Origin of the sequence: Catonella morbi ATCC 51271 (genome assembly GCF_000160035.2) — a bacterium.
Lineage (GTDB): Bacteria > Bacillota > Clostridia > Lachnospirales > Lachnospiraceae > Catonella > Catonella morbi.
Window position 1 is genome coordinate 642504 of record NZ_KI535367.1, and the last position, 14906, is coordinate 657409.

A 14906-nucleotide genomic window follows, 5' to 3' on the forward strand; every position below is an offset into this window, starting at 1 on the left:
TTAGAAAATCCCAAGGAAATTCCTCATTATTTTATGCACAACAACATGATTTTATGAATATTCTCACCATTTTTATCAAAAATCTAATTATCAATTAATAATATTCTGCATAATTTAAATATTTTTATTCTAATTCGTATTTCGTGAAGATGAATTTTTAGACATTTCATCCCACTATATAGGAAAAATGAGCTGTTGTCATAACATTTTTCGTTGCAACAACAGCTCATTTCTTTTAAACTTCAGTTATTTTGTATTAATCCAACTTGAACATTGCGTTTTGTGAAGTCGATACAGATTAATTATTGTACTTTTTTCTTCTTACAACCACAAAACCTGCCGCAAGCAGGAAGAACATAGCTCCTCCCGCATAATAGACCGTTGTATTTGAACCGCCGGTCTTAGGAAGTTTATTCTTATCAGATTTCACGCTCTTAGGAGTATTATCCTCATTTACTTTGATATACTCTTCATCTCCCTCAGGTGTCTTCCTCTTTACATATTTACCCTTTGGAGTTCCCTGCTCATCAACCGCTACAAACTCATCCGGACTGTTTGGATCATTTGGATCCGGGAAGTTATTTTCAGGATATCTTGGAAGTTCTCCCTCCGGAGTCGGGGTATCAGTCACCGTTGAAGGATCCGGATTCGGACTTGGACTTGGTGGTACTACCGGCCCCGGATTTGTATTTGGATTAGGATTAGTTGGTATTTCCTTCTCGTTAACTACCACAATCGCTCCACCTGATATGCTTATCTTAGATTTATTATCATCTGTTGTAACAAGAGCAAGCTTATCCGCAGCATTAACTGCACCCGGTGTTACCGTAAACTCAAACTTAAAACCTGCTCCGCTCACAACTTTGTAGTCTGCGGGAGCCTTGGTCTCTTCCAAGATATAAGTTCCGGCTACGAGATTCTTGAACACAAGCTTACCTTCAGCATTAGTAGCTGCTCCGCTTTCAATAAGCAGATCTGAATTGCCTCCCTGACCTTTCAGTGTAAGCCTAAACTCTGCCCCCTTAAGGAGCTTTGTCTTATCAGCCTTATCTGCCTTAAATACCTCTAAATCTGTCTTTTCATCAGTTCTGTAGTTATATACTCTTAATCCAAGAACATCATCAACTTTTTCAAGCTCACCTTTTATGTCAACAAAGGATACTATGAAACCATCCTCATTTTTCTTAACCTCAAAGGTATAGGTCTTATCATTTTGAACATAACCTGTAGGAGCCTTGGTCTCCTTTAATGTATATGTTCCCGGAAATAAATCCTTAAATGTAAGCTTGCCGTTATCGGGTGTCTGAGCCACTGACTTCTGCTTAAACTGAGGATTGTCAGGTCTTGTAAGTTCAAATTCAGCTCCCGCTATAAGCGCTCCCTGTGAACTAACCTTGTAGATATGTACATCAGTTTTCTTAATATTATCCCAGTTTCCTATTCCGCCTGAATTTTTAGCTGTATAAACCTGCTTTACTTCTTCATGTTTAGCCTGTCCGTTTACCACGATCTTAACAGTATTACTTATAACATCTCCCTGATTAACTATAAGAGTTGTAACATAAGAAAACTTGTATTCATGCATAGGGTTCTTAAGCTTTACCTTAAGTTCCCTTGTGATTTTGTCATAGGAAATAACATTCTCAGCCTTAAGTTCATTGTCTGTATATGTCTTTTCCTTTATCACACCATTATCTTCCCACTTTTCTGTAAGAACATAATATCCTCTGTCAAAAGAAAGATTTCCTTCTGCGTCTTTCTTTATTTCCATACCATTTCCTAAGACATCCACAAGCTCAACATCCGCACCCGGTCTTGCTACTTCATTCTTTGTGGCCTCAGGCAGATTGTATGGTGAGTATCCTACCGTCCAGGTAAGGTCTTTCACAGAACCGTTTACTACATTTTCACCGGAAATCTTAGAAAGGAATTTTGTATCATAGGCAACTTTCTGACTGTCATTTTTGCGCATCTGCCCCAATTGCAATGACGCATTATTTGTTACATTGCCATCCTTATTTAAAAGCTTTCCATCAGGGCCTGATAAGCCTTCATCTGTCAGTCTTGCCTTAATCAGGATAACATAAGGTCCGTTCAGTTTGCTAAATTTGAAGACTGCCTTTGTACTATCTGAAGCATTTTCTGTTGTAAAAGCAAGAAACTGCTCCCATTCAGTCTTAGGCAAAGGATTTCCTACCGCCTCAACAAAGGCTTCATTGCTTGCAAAATCAACATCTGTATTTCCGTCAGGTAAGGTCTTTCCTTTGTATATAAGGAAGTCTTCCGCATCTATCTTGTCAAACTTCCAGCCTTTCGGCATTATATCCTGAAGAGAAACATTTTCAATATAATCGTCTATACCTCTTATGCCTTCTGCATTTACACTCAGTCTGTAAAGTATGGTTCTGTCTGTCTTATTATACGAATCCTTTAATGCACCGTTGCTGTCTGTAGCTGTAGCTATACCGGAGGTGTTCACATTGGCCGCTTCTTTACTGACAGATAACTTCTTAGCCGCATCATTGGTTAATACCTGTTTTTTGAACATCCTGCTCTTATAATAAGGCCAGGCATTTGCATAGGTAATCCACTGTTTATCAACACCCTGACTGTTTTTAACCGTTCTTACAAAAACTGCAATATTCATATTACGGCTGTCAGGACTCTGAACAAGCATAAAAGAATTTGTAATCTTAGTTCTAAAAGTAAAAGTCTGCTTATACTTCTTCCAGGTGCTGCCATCCTCAAAAACTTTTACAGTGCCGTCAGTATTTTTCACCTGCTCATTAAGTTTAATTGCAAGCAGATGACCTACAGGTTCGTTATTATAACGCAGTTCATATTTGGTAAGCTCCATATTATGCGGATTACCGTTAAATGTGCCTGTTTCAAAACTGCCATCGACATATACGTTATGTTTTATATTGGTGATAGTTCCTTTAAGGATATCGGCCAGAGTTTTCCCTCCCTGCAATGGCAGAGTTATTTCAACTCCGTTATTAAAAACCTTAAACTTGGTTGGGTCGGAACTTGAGGTAATAGAATTGGAGTATATTATAGGATCATAAACATAGGTCTGGCCCGGGGTAATTGCATCATTTTCAACCCCTACTTCCCAAGTGTTCTCATAGCCCACATAATCTTTTCCATCTACCTTTTTACTGTTCTTTACATTCTTCAATATGGAATGGAGAGGTCCTAAGTCAACCTGAGCCCAAAGAACTCCGTTTAATGCCTGGTTATCGCCAAAGGCAATCTTTACAATATTCTTAAATGTCATAAGTACAGGCACATCATCTTTGGATATTCTTGACTTAATTTCAAGCTTTATATCCTCGTTTAATACAGGAATACCCAAATCCGATAATTTGTACTTATGATCCGAAGGCACCTGAAGCGGCTTACCTTCACCATATTCCTTCAAAAGATTCCAGGTACCTGTTGCACTGTTCCCATTTGAAAGCTTTACATTCACAAATTCAAACTGACTCTGTTTATATATATCAAATGGGGGTTCATCCTCTATAACAACATTATTAAGTTCTTTATCAGTGCCCTTAAATACTATTTCCCAGTCAACATAATAATAATTACTGTCTTCATAATGACTACTTCCGTTAGGCTGTTTAACAATTTTTTTTGCACCCCAGTCTGCAATGACATTCACTGTAGCAGAAGCTTTGCCTACTCTATTTTTATCGGATATCTTGTCAAAAAGCTCAGCCGTGTTTGTCTTTGTGGTGCCGTTAACCAAATCCCAAGGCTTAAGCCGGGTAGTAAACTCTACTGTAACAGTATCAGAGGCTCCTGTAGGAATTGCATAGGATATAACAGTACCTGTACTGTCAGCTTCATGATTTCTGTTTAAGATGTTTGGTGCACCTGAATATAATAGGCTTCCGTTTTTATCCTTAATCTTAAAACTGCCTGCTACATATGGATTCTCGACATGGTTATTTGCGTTTTTATGTCCCATATCGTAGAGGTCATCCACAAATTTGTATCCTGCAAGGCTTCCGAAGCTCTGCCCTGATTTCAGGCCTTTGCCCTCTATGGTAACAGTCCAGTTAATCTGTGCTTTATTGTAGTCTACCTTACCGGACTTTGTCATTTCTGCTTTGAGTTTCTCTTCTCTCAGTTTAAACGTCTTGCCGAAAAGCTCAATGCTCTGTTCAGGATCTCCCGCTTTAGGAGGATTCTGCATATTTTTTAATTCAAGTTCAGCCCAGACGCTTATTTTCATATTACGCCATTGATTTAAGAACTCATCCTCTTTGTCTTTTGCAAAAGAAAGTTCAGCAATTATCTCTTCTTCTCCTGCTGTTAAAGGCTTTCTTTTAATGGCAAATTTTCCTATAACAGCACCACTGCCGGACTTAATATCGGTTTCAGTATCTGCTATAGTTGCTCCGTTAGGCAGTTTAACCCTGCCCAAAACAAAGTTCGCCTTATCTCCGGACTTTATATATTTATCCTCCGGAATTGCGGCTCCGCCTGCATCACCCTTTAAAGGTATAACTATATCTTTAGCGGTTATTTTTACAGGTTCTGTATAATCTATATAGTCATTCGCATTAAGTTCCATTCCCCCTTGCTTTGTAATTATGTTTATTACAGGGTTCTTTTCTTTTAAAAGGTCAGTCATATCCCTTCCTTCATTACCACTTTCAGCAAATGCGCCAAGCGGCTTAATGCCGCTAAGCAAAAAGCCCAAAACCAGTAACAGGCTTAAAGCCGCCTGCTTAACCTTAATTTTCTTCCACATAGTTTTCTCCCTTCTCTTCAATATGGTTACTATTTTACTATTTTTATCAATAATACCTATAACTTAGATTTATTAATGAGTATATCAGGTTACAAAGAACTTGGCAATCAAAAAAAAATTTATAATTTGTTATATCTTTTAGGCATTATTACATCATTACACCATTATTATCGGCATTTTTATCAAAAACTCAATACGTATATCAAATATTTTTACATAAAACAATATTTTTGATAAATTTCATTATTCGTGAAACGGTTTCGATTTTGCGTGATATTGAATTTCCCGGTTAACAATAAAGAATCCTGTTTACAGGATTCTTCGCCTGCGGCGAGCCGCATAAGCGACATCTACAATTTCGCCGCAGTGCGATCCCTCGGAGAGCTTTTTATTGACAGGGGAATTTCAAAGAAATTTCCCTGTCAATAAAAATGACCAATCAACTGTTACTGCTGACCGGTCATTATTAGTCCTCATTATTTTATTATTACTTCAGTTTTAGCCTACGCTTTTCCATCTGTTTCTCATTTACATACTTGCTAAGCTCTTCATTGATAGCAAGAAATTTACAGCCAATGGTCCTTCTTTGAATTGTATCAACAACCCTTACCACAATGGCTTTTACAATAAATTCCACCTTTTGGTTGACTTTTTCTCCTTTTTCATCCGAAGAGCCGCCATTAATGGCTTCTATAAGAGAAATCTGTTTCTTAAACCTTGCAATATCTTTTTCAATTTTGCTTTCAGGGGCTCTGCTTACCTGCTTTGTTTTAAACATTTTACAATAATCCGAAAACGTAATAAGAATGTTATCTCCGGGCTCAACAAAGATATACTTGGGTACGGAAATCCCAATGCCTACTGAGCTGACATCTCTGATAGTTGCCTTATTCAGTGCTTCTTCATTTCTAAACTTTATGTAACAGTCATTTGTCACAGATACCCTAAAGCTGTTTCTTCTATTAAAGGGCTGTACATCATTATCCGAAACTATCAGATGTGCAGGTCCGTATTTACCTAAATTAATCCTGTAAACCTTTACCTCCATCCATTCGTATGGCTTTGAATCCTGAATTCCCATGAGGTTGCAGACTATTTCATCATTATCAAAGTTTAGCGGCCTACCGTTAAAAGTAAACATTTCAGAAACTATGTATTTTGAAAATCTGATTTGATTTTTTTCCAAAAAATCAGAAATTTCGTTTCTATCATTAGGATAATAGATTCCGGCTACTTTGGACGTAAATTCAGCCGTTTTAGCCCCAAAACATGCTGTGAGCCTTAGCTCACAGCCTTCTATTAACTGATCAATAAACATCCGGTCCTCGCATAATATAGAGATTATTTTTCTTCGTCTTCCTCAGTCTCTACTGTAAGCATTGGAATTACAACGCTGTCAGCATCATAATCATAAAGCTCGTTAAGCTTTTCAAGTACTTCTTCACATTCATTATCAGATTTTCCAAGTTCCTGCATAGCCTTCATGCAATATGCTGAAATAACATTATTAAAAGCACCTGTATCCACAAGTGTAAGTAAATCTGAAAGACTCTTTCCGTTCACAGACTTGCAAGCCTCAAGCAGTTCAGTGAGGCGCTTCTTTCCTTCCTCTGTATCTTCCTCAGCAAGTTTTTTCTCATATTCTCCTATGAGAAACTCCATATCTAATGCAAAGCTCTCTGCTCCTAATTCTTTAGCCATAATTTTAATATCCTCCTAAAATTTATTAATGATACTATCTTAGCATACACTTATGTCAAAGATATTACAAGTATAAGTTTTTTATATCCCAAAAATTTGCGAAAAAAGAACCCAGCCGGCTCTCATAAGAGAACCAACCGGGTTCTTGTCTGCCATCTTTCTACACCTTTTTTCATTCGTCCGTCATCTTAATTATTCGATGGCAATGTATTTATTTTCTTCAACTGCCGGTTTTGCTTCCTTCTTCGGAACAAACATCTTTAAGATACCATGCTTAAATTCGCCTTTGATATCCTCCTGCTTTACGCCGTCGCCAACATAGAAACTTCTTGAGCAGGCACCGGCATAACGCTCCTTGCGGATGTAGTGTCCGGTCTCTTTCTCCTTCTCTTCCTTGTTGAGTCCCTTCTCGGCACTGATAGTCAGATAACCATTCTCTAAGGAAGCCTTGACCTCATCCTTGCTAAATCCGGGCAGATCAATCTCTAACTCGTATCCGTTATCCATTTCCTTGATATCGGTCTTCATGACACGTCCGGCATGTTTACCATATAATTTCTTCTCGACTTTCTGCATATCGCGGTCATCGTAGAATGGAAAACCTCCAAAAAAATCATCAAACAAATTCTCTCCAAAAATACTAGGCATCAACATAAATCATCTCTCCTTTTCTTTACGCATCCACGTTCTCGTGAATGCCTCATGCTTGTTTACCTTGTTTCCTTGGAACTGGGATGTTTAGGAATATTCGGGAACTCTTTTCGTTCTCTTTCATTCCCTTCCTTTGTTCTGTCTATGTTATAGCACTATTTTTTAGCACTGTCAAGAGGTGAGTGCTAATTATTTTGTGTTTTTTTATATCATCAGTTGTGAAATAACTTCTTTGTCTGGTACTTTGGCTCGCAGGTTAGATTTATTCCAAGTTTTGCCAATGTACGCTGATCCTCACTTGATAGAATAACCGACGAATGTGCCTCACAGCCTTTAAGCTCGTCGAGTTTTGCAACCACTTTAGCCGCATTTTCATCAGTTCCCGCGCAGATAGTGAGTGCGATTAACATTTCTGCTATATGCAAGTTTGGATTGTGGTTGCCAAGGTGCTTTATTTTGAGCTGTTGTATAGGCTCGATTACACTTGGTGAAATGAGACGAAGCTCATCGGGAAGCCCTGCTAACTTCTTAAGGGCATTAAGGAGCATAGCTGAAGTTGCCCCCATAAGTTCCGAGGTTTTCCCCGTAACCACACTTCCATCGGCAAGTTCAATCGCACTGGCAGGCTCTCCCGTTACTTCAGCCTTGGTATTGGCGGCCGCCACTGTCTTTCTGTCCTGTACTCCCGTACCCGCCTTTTTCATAAGCAGTTCAAGCTTTTCAACTACCTCTTCTCTGGTATTTCCCTTCCTTAATTCACATTTTTCCTTAAAATAACGTCTGATTATTTCCTGTTTGGCTGCATCTTTAACTGCCTCATCATCAAAGATACAGTTTCCTACCATATTCACTCCCATGTCCGTAGGTGACTTATACGGAGATGAGCCGTATATCTTTTCAAACATAGCATTAAGTACAGGGAAAACAGCCACATCTCTGTTATAATTTACTGCACTAAGTCCGTAGGCCTCCAGATGATACGGGTCTATCATATTTACATCACTCAGATCTGCCGTAGCTGCTTCATACGCAAGGTTTACAGGGTGGGAAAGCGGAATATTCCAAATTGGGAAGGTTTCAAACTTGGCATAGCCCGCTTTCACCCCATGTTTATGCTCATGGTAAAGCTGGGAGAGGCAGACTGCCATCTTACCGCTTCCCGGCCCCGGTGCGGTAACTACTACAAGGGGATGTTTTGTTTCAATATAATCATTTTTACCATAGCCTTCATCACTTATAATAGTAGGTACATCATTTGGATAACCCGCTATCGGATAATGCCTGTATACCTTAATTCCAAGTGCTTCAAGTTTCTTCTGGTACCTTATGGCACATTCCTGTCCCTCAAACTTTGTAAGCACCACACTTCCGACAAAAAGTCCGTAGCTTCTGAATGCATCTATGAGTCTGAGTACATCCACATCATAAGTTATTCCAAGGTCTCCGCGTACCTTATTCTTCTCGATATCGGCAGAATTGATTACCACTACTACCTCTACATCGTCCCTTATCTGGGTAAGCATCCTTATCTTACTGTCCGGCTTAAAGCCCGGAAGCACTCTTGAAGCATGATGGTCATCAAAAAGTTTACCGCCAAACTCCATATAAAGCTTACCGCCGAAGCCCGCTATTCTCTCCATTATCTTCTCAGACTGCATTTTCAGATACTTGTCATTGTCAAAACCTGTTTTAAACATCCCTTTTCCTCTTTTCTTATCCTGCAGGGCACTTTACAATGCCCTTATCTATATATTTTCACTGCATTTATGCCTTCATAAATCTAAATTTTATCAGGCGGCTACCCTAACTTACCACGCTGTTCATTACAAGAATATCGCCTTCATTCAACACAATGTTTCCGTTCGGAATAATAATGTCATCCCCACGTTTTATGAGTATAATCAAGGTGTCATCATCTGTAGGTATCTCGGAAATAGCCTTTCCTATATAGCTGCTCGACTTATTTATACGGATTTCCGTCAACATTGTTCCCGTCATCTGTTCAGGCACTACAGCAGAAAGTATTACCTTGTCTCCAACATTTAATACTGTCTGTCCATTCGGAACCTTGGTTCCCATTTCATTTTGTACAGATACGATTATTGTCTCGGGCGGAGTTTCTATATCCGTAAGCGTTCTTCCCGACCACGGATGCCCCTCCGGCATGGTAAACTGTATGAACTGTACGGGTACTTCCTCGGTATAGTCCGTAAATGTCTTCATTACGTCACTTTGGTTATCTATCATGTCAAGGGCTTTTGCAGCCTTAGGTAAAAATGCTCCCTGTAAGAGAATAGACAATAATACTATAAAAAATGTAATATGAAAAAGGTTTTCATCAAGGTCGGCTCCCTGAACCGCCATAATGGCAAAAACTATTGACGCTGCTCCTCTCAGCCCCGCAAAAGACACCAGAACCATCTGATTGAGTTTACTCTTAAATGGAGCAAGGATGGCTAATACAGCTATAGGTCTTGATACAAGGGTCATAAACAAGAATATCAAGATGGCAGGTATGGCAACCCCGGGAAGCTTTGACGGACTTGATAATAGCCCTAAAAGGAAGAAAATCACCATCTGCATAAGGCTTGTGGTTCCGTCAAAGAAATGCACCAGATTCTTCTTATCCCTGATTCTGCTGTTTCCCATTATGATACCTGTAATATAGGCACTCAGATAGCCGTTACCTCCAATCAGCCCTGCACCTGCATAAGAAAGAACAGCAACTCCGAATACAAAAATGGTATCAAAGCCATCTGCCTCCTGAAGCATTCTCTGCAAAATCCAAATCGCAACAGCTGCCGAGAAAATTCCTACCAGCACACCAAAACCTAACTGACTGAGTACCATAAGCAACGGATTGCTTGCACCTTCACTGTTATGAAGCATTTGTATAAATAATACTGTTAGCATGTACGCTATGGGATCATTACTTCCGCTCTCCAATTCAAGCATAGAAGCGGTATTATCCCTCAGATTCAGTTTTCTTGAACGCAGTATGGAGAATACCGAAGCCGCATCTGTTGAGCCTATAATTGAGCCTATGGCAAGTGCCGCAACCCAGCTCATATCAAATACATAGTGGCAGAAAATACCTGTTATAAGTGCGGTAAGTGCAACTCCTAAGGTTGACAAAAGTCCTGCCTTTATGGCTACAGGCTTTGCCTGCTCCCAATCCGTACCAAAACCGCCATAAAATATAATAAAAATAAGAGCTATGGAACAGATATTCTCCGCAAACTCATAGTTTTCAAAAGGAATCCTAAAGATTCCGTCAGAACCAAGCAGCATACCAAGGAAAATAAAAGCAAGCAGCACCGGCATACCGAGTTTTGCAGATACTCTGTTAAGGAGGACACAGGCAAAAATTACTATTGAAAACAACATTAAAAAATTTACCATGCTTCCTCCTTTCCCATAGCAAAACCGACACAGACAAGAGCCTGCATCGGTCTGATAATCAATTTCTACTTATTTTTAGCTTTCTTACCTTTTTTTATAGCTGAATCTGTTGCAGTCTTCTTATGACTTCCAAATACAAAGTTAGCAAGTGATTCTTTGGTCTTCGGCCAGTCAAGAGCCGTAACTAAAGCTTTTCCTACCCATTTTCCCTGATAAGCACCATCTTCAGGAAGTCTTAAATTATCAAGAGGTACTCCGTCTAAACTAAGCTCCAGAACTTCCGCAAGATAGGAGCTTGCATTATCCTTCTTTATATCAGTTTGTATCTGGGAGAATATCGTATCGAGCATTTTAACAAGGGTTACAGGATTACTTTTCTTCACCTCTTTAAATATGGCTGCCATAACCCTTCTATGTCTTGATGTTCTGCCAAAATCATCGTTTGTACCATCTAAGGTAGCTCTCTTTCTCACTCTGGCATAACCAAGTGCCTGATTACCGTTCATATGGTTCACACCCGGTTTTAAGGTACGGTTTGACTTTTTAGATACATAATTTGTAGTATTCAGATACTGAGCTTCGGCAGGAGTAATCTCTATGTCAACTCCGCCAAGGTCATCTATAACCTTCTGAAAAGTGTCAAATCCGACTATAGCCGAGCCGTCAAGCCTAAGTCCATAGTTATAGGCTATGGTCTCATACAAAAGGTCAATTCCGCCAAGCCCGAAAGCTGCATTTATTCTGGTATCATAATAACCGGGTATAGTCACATAACTGTCTCTCATAAGTGAGGTAAGTCCAAGCGTTTTCTGCTTTGTATTGATAGTTGCTATCATAATAGAATCGGTACGTCCCGAAGCTACATTTTTATTACCTATAGCCTCTACACCAACAAGCAAGATGTTGTAAACCCCATCCTGATGAAGTGCATTCTTGAAGGTATCAGACATCTTTGACAGGTCAATGTTTTCAGTGATTTCACCTACCTTTAGCCCTTGTTCTTCCTCCTTCTCTTCTTCCTTTACTGCAGAGCCTGAAGCATTCTTCGCAGGCTTATCAGGTGATTTTTTCATTCTGCCGAAAGCCCACTCTACCGCAAACTTTGTCATTATCTTTCTGCCCGGCTTTGTGAATACGAGAAAAGAGCCGCCTGCCAATATCACAACCAGTAATACTATTAGGATTTTTAGAAATATATTTAATTTTTTCTTCTTTTTCCTTGCTTTATTTTTATCCGCCATATTGTTTCCGTTACCCTTTTGTTTTTCTTCCATTTCTTTCTTAACCTGCTCTGCGAGCGAGTTACGTATTTCTTTCAAAAATTCATCTTCATTACTCATTTTTATTTTCTTCCTTTACTGCATCTTAATTTACCAGGAAATTTAAAAAATATACGCTTTATTATATAACATAATGACAATCAATTACAAGTAATCTAAGTTTAAGCTTTTCTTAATTTTATGTTAAAGATTAAACAATCCCTTTATTTATTCCCTCTTGTTAGCAATAAATATTTGTGATATTCTTAATCAAATCAATTCTGTTCAAAGGAGAATATATGACAAACTATTCACTTATTTCTAAAGAAATAGAGGCGCTTACCTCGGATGTTAAAAACCTGACAGCCAATCTTTCCAATGTGTCCGCCCTGTTAAATATGGAACTTTCCGATATCAACTGGGTTGGATTTTATCTGCTTTGTGAAAATGAACTGATACTCGGTCCGTTTCAGGGCAAGCCTGCCTGTGTAACCATCCCTGTCGGAAAAGGTGTATGCGGAACCGCTGTTTCCACCGACAGTGTACAGCTTGTAAAGGATGTACATGAGTTTCCCGGACATATCGCCTGTGATTCTGCCTCAAACTCTGAAATAGTGCTTCCTTTACACGATAAAACAGGCAAGACTGTCGCTGTTCTTGACATCGACAGTCCAAGCTTAGGGCGTTTTACCGAAGCTGACAAGGAAGGTATCTTACTTTTACAGCCTGTCATTGAAGAGCTTTTTAACCGTTAGCACAACCCGAAGTAATCAGTTCCATATTGCCTTTAAGTTCATACTCACCGAAGCCGTTAGGGAGAATAAAATGTTCTCCCTTTTTTATTATATATTTTTTCCCGTCTTTACCGATAAGCTCGCCTTCACCTGACAGTACGCTTACCAGGGTGAAATCTGTATCCTGTGCAAGTTTTACTGACTTCTCCACCTTAACATAAGTCACTTCAAAAAGAGAGCAGACAACCAGGTTTCTTTCTACAGAGCCATCCTCATAAGTTTTAGCCTCTCTGTGGGCAGGCTCCCCATTTTCAAAAGGACAGGTTATTACATCCAGACATTTATCAATATGAAGTTCTCTCGGCTTACCGTTTTGAAGTCTGTCGTAGTCGTAAAGCCTGTAAGTAATATCGCTGTTTTGCTGGGTTTCAAGGATAACAGTGCCGCCTTTTATTGCGTGTACCGTACCCGGCTCAATGAAAAAGAAATCTCCCTTCTTAACAGGAATTTCCCTGATAAGTCCTTTAAAATTCTTCTCTGAGATGTATTTTTCAAGCTCCTCTTTATCTTTTGCATTATGTCCTATAACTATGGTTGCACCTTCTTTTACATCTACTACATACCAGCACTCGGTCTTGCCAAGTGAACCGTTTTCGTGAGCTTTTGCATATTCATCATCAGGATGCACCTGTATGGAAAGGTCTGTTTCAGCGGAAATAAGCTTGGTTAAAAGAGGGAATACTTCAGCCTTTCCTGATTCTCCCCAAAGTTCCTTGTTATTTTTCCAAAGTTCACTCAGAGTCTTTCCTGAATAGTCTGAGTCTTCCCTTGTTGCCACCATACAGTCGCCGTTTTTATGAGCACTTATTGCCCAGCATTCTCCTGTATTATCACTTGGAATGTCATAGTTAAACAACTCTCTGAGAGCTGAACCTCCCCATATCATTTCCTTAAATACCGGTTTTAAAAATAATGGCTGCATTTTTTCTCCTATCTTGCTTTACTCTTTGTTCCCATAGCCTCCGCAAGTGCTACATTTTCTTCTTCGGCAAGTTCCACATCAGTCTTTCCATCTGTTATTTTTTTAACATATGTGTAAGTGCCCGCCGTTGTGCTGTGAACCGAATTGATAAGGAAGCCGTTGTTTTTCTCGTCCAGCATTACAATGACAGAGCTTAACCGGCCTCCCATATCCGCTAAAGAATCATATCTGTAAACTGCTGATTTTTGATATGTTTTTTTGAGTTTTCTAAAAATCATATCTATATCTCTGCTGTTCTTGTCCTGAGCCTCTCTAATTTCGGCAATCTGTGCAAATTTCTCTGCTATCTTATCCTCCAGGCTGCCCTCGCTGCCCTCGGTTAAGTCATATATTCTTTTTTTAAGACCTGAAATCTTTACAAATTGAATGATATCAAAAATGAATAACAGTAATACAATTCCTGCCAAACCAAAAATTATATATTCTGCCATAAAATCATAGCCAAATAAGTTCATTGTTTTTTACCTCTTAAAATTTATTTCTTTATAGTGGAAAGTAATTCTGTTATTCTGTCCAATTCCTCTATGGAATAATAGTCTATTTCAATCTTTCCCTTGCCGTTGTCTCTGCCCTTTATACTTACCTTACTGCCTATTATACTCTTAAGGCTGTCTTCAAGCTTTTTATAGATAAGCTTTTCGGAAGACTTCTCCTCCTTCTTAGGCTCTTTGTTCTCCGGAATTTGTTTAACCAGCTTCTCCGTCTCTCTTACGCTTAATTTCTCGTCAAAGATTTTGGTCGCAAGTATCTGCTGTTTGTTCTTATCTTCCACAGCTAAAAGTGCTCTTGCATGCCCTGTTGAAATAAGCCCTTCCGCAAGCATAGCCTTAACCTTATCATCAAGTTTAAGAAGCCTTAAAGCATTGGTTATTGCAGAACGACTCTTTGATACCCTTTCTGCAAGATCATCCTGCTTCATCTTATACTCATCTATCAGATTTTTAAAAGCAGTAGCTTCTTCTATAGGATTTAAGTCCTGACGCTGGATATTTTCAATAAGAGAAACTTCCATTATTTCTTTGTCCGTATATTCCCTTATTACGGCAGGAATCTTAACAAGCCCGGCAAGCTTGGAAGCCCTCCAACGCCTTTCCCCCGCTATTATTTCGTAGCGTTTTCCTCTTTTTGTAAGAATTATAGGCTGAATTACCCCATGTATTTTAATCGACTCGGCAAGTTCTAAAAGCTCGTCTTCATCAAATTTTTTCCTGGGCTGTCCCATATTGGGATCTATTTCGGATATTTTTATCTCTGCAAGGGATTTATCCTGAGCTTCCTTCATTTCCGCCTTTGTCTTTTTCTCAGGAATCATTGAGTCAAGCCCCTTGCCCAAACCTTTTTTCATTGCCATT

Annotated in this window: 11 protein-coding genes; 1 reads left to right on the forward strand and 10 read right to left on the reverse strand. The window is 39.2% G+C overall.

Translation table 11 applies throughout. The features are described from left to right. Positions 1-298: 298 nt before the first annotated feature. The 7 genes from GCWU000282_RS06425 to GCWU000282_RS15860 form a co-directional block, all read right to left on the reverse strand. Positions 299-4765, reverse strand: a complete 4467-nt coding sequence (locus GCWU000282_RS06425) for a SpaA isopeptide-forming pilin-related protein (protein ID WP_023354235.1) — start codon at positions 4763-4765, stop codon at positions 299-301. A gap of 487 nt (positions 4766-5252) precedes the next feature. Continuing rightward, positions 5253-6083 carry a PilZ domain-containing protein gene (locus tag GCWU000282_RS06430; protein ID WP_023354236.1) on the reverse strand — a complete coding sequence of 277 codons (831 nt, stop codon included), beginning with the start codon at positions 6081-6083 and terminating at the stop codon, positions 5253-5255. A 23-nt stretch (positions 6084-6106) separates the two neighbouring features. Next, positions 6107-6466: a hypothetical protein gene (locus GCWU000282_RS06435; protein WP_023354237.1), complete on the reverse strand. Its 360-nt coding sequence runs from the start codon at positions 6464-6466 to the stop codon at positions 6107-6109. A 192-nt stretch (positions 6467-6658) separates the two neighbouring features. Continuing rightward, positions 6659-7120 carry an Hsp20/alpha crystallin family protein gene (locus GCWU000282_RS06440; RefSeq protein ID WP_023354238.1) on the reverse strand — a complete coding sequence of 154 codons (462 nt, stop codon included), beginning with the start codon at positions 7118-7120 and terminating at the stop codon, positions 6659-6661. Positions 7121-7329: 209 nt separating this feature from the next. Next, a complete protein-coding gene (locus GCWU000282_RS06445) occupies positions 7330-8814 on the reverse strand; it encodes a DUF1846 domain-containing protein (RefSeq protein WP_023354239.1) in 1485 nt (494 codons plus the stop codon). Between the two features lie 106 nt (positions 8815-8920). Further along, the gene (locus GCWU000282_RS06450) at positions 8921-10519 is read right to left on the reverse strand and encodes a potassium/proton antiporter (RefSeq protein WP_023354240.1); all 1599 of its coding nucleotides are present in this window, start codon (positions 10517-10519) and stop codon (positions 8921-8923) included. A 65-nt stretch (positions 10520-10584) separates the two neighbouring features. Next, positions 10585-11859 carry an LCP family protein gene (locus GCWU000282_RS15860; protein ID WP_023354241.1) on the reverse strand — a complete coding sequence of 425 codons (1275 nt, stop codon included), beginning with the start codon at positions 11857-11859 and terminating at the stop codon, positions 10585-10587. A 218-nt stretch (positions 11860-12077) separates the two neighbouring features. On the opposite strand from GCWU000282_RS15860, the gene GCWU000282_RS06460 reads away from it, so the two are divergent. Continuing rightward, the gene (locus tag GCWU000282_RS06460; protein WP_023354242.1) at positions 12078-12533 is read left to right on the forward strand and encodes a GAF domain-containing protein; all 456 of its coding nucleotides are present in this window, start codon (positions 12078-12080) and stop codon (positions 12531-12533) included. On the opposite strand, the gene manA is transcribed toward GCWU000282_RS06460, so the two are convergent. From manA to GCWU000282_RS06475, 3 genes are read right to left on the reverse strand one after another with little or no spacing between them, the layout of a single operon-like run. Continuing rightward, positions 12523-13494: a mannose-6-phosphate isomerase, class I gene (manA, locus tag GCWU000282_RS06465; protein WP_023354243.1), complete on the reverse strand. Its 972-nt coding sequence runs from the start codon at positions 13492-13494 to the stop codon at positions 12523-12525. The genes GCWU000282_RS06460 and manA overlap by 11 nt on opposite strands. Before the next feature lie 8 nt (positions 13495-13502). After that, positions 13503-14009 carry a DUF4446 family protein gene (locus tag GCWU000282_RS06470; RefSeq protein WP_023354244.1) on the reverse strand — a complete coding sequence of 169 codons (507 nt, stop codon included), beginning with the start codon at positions 14007-14009 and terminating at the stop codon, positions 13503-13505. Between the two features lie 20 nt (positions 14010-14029). Continuing rightward, positions 14030-14905, reverse strand: coding sequence for a ParB/RepB/Spo0J family partition protein (locus GCWU000282_RS06475; protein ID WP_023354245.1), 876 nt, complete (start codon positions 14903-14905; stop codon positions 14030-14032). Position 14906 lies beyond the last annotated feature (1 nt).

What these genes read in the sequence shown, in the direction of transcription:
- GCWU000282_RS06425 (WP_023354235.1), bottom strand. Translation starts at nt 4,765, where the DNA reads ATGTGGAAGAAAATTAAGGTTAAGCAGGCGGCTTTAAGCCTGTTACTG.
- GCWU000282_RS06430 (WP_023354236.1), bottom strand. Translation starts at nt 6,083, where the DNA reads ATGTTTATTGATCAGTTAATAGAAGGCTGTGAGCTAAGGCTCACAGCA.
- GCWU000282_RS06435 (WP_023354237.1), bottom strand. Translation starts at nt 6,466, where the DNA reads ATGGCTAAAGAATTAGGAGCAGAGAGCTTTGCATTAGATATGGAGTTT.
- GCWU000282_RS06440 (WP_023354238.1), bottom strand. Translation starts at nt 7,120, where the DNA reads ATGTTGATGCCTAGTATTTTTGGAGAGAATTTGTTTGATGATTTTTTT.
- GCWU000282_RS06445 (WP_023354239.1), bottom strand. Translation starts at nt 8,814, where the DNA reads ATGTTTAAAACAGGTTTTGACAATGACAAGTATCTGAAAATGCAGTCT.
- GCWU000282_RS06450 (WP_023354240.1), bottom strand. Translation starts at nt 10,519, where the DNA reads ATGGTAAATTTTTTAATGTTGTTTTCAATAGTAATTTTTGCCTGTGTC.
- GCWU000282_RS15860 (WP_023354241.1), bottom strand. Translation starts at nt 11,859, where the DNA reads ATGAGTAATGAAGATGAATTTTTGAAAGAAATACGTAACTCGCTCGCA.
- GCWU000282_RS06460 (WP_023354242.1), top strand. Translation starts at nt 12,078, where the DNA reads ATGACAAACTATTCACTTATTTCTAAAGAAATAGAGGCGCTTACCTCG.
- manA (WP_023354243.1), bottom strand. Translation starts at nt 13,494, where the DNA reads ATGCAGCCATTATTTTTAAAACCGGTATTTAAGGAAATGATATGGGGA.
- GCWU000282_RS06470 (WP_023354244.1), bottom strand. Translation starts at nt 14,009, where the DNA reads ATGAACTTATTTGGCTATGATTTTATGGCAGAATATATAATTTTTGGT.
- GCWU000282_RS06475 (WP_023354245.1), bottom strand. Translation starts at nt 14,905, where the DNA reads ATGGCAATGAAAAAAGGTTTGGGCAAGGGGCTTGACTCAATGATTCCT.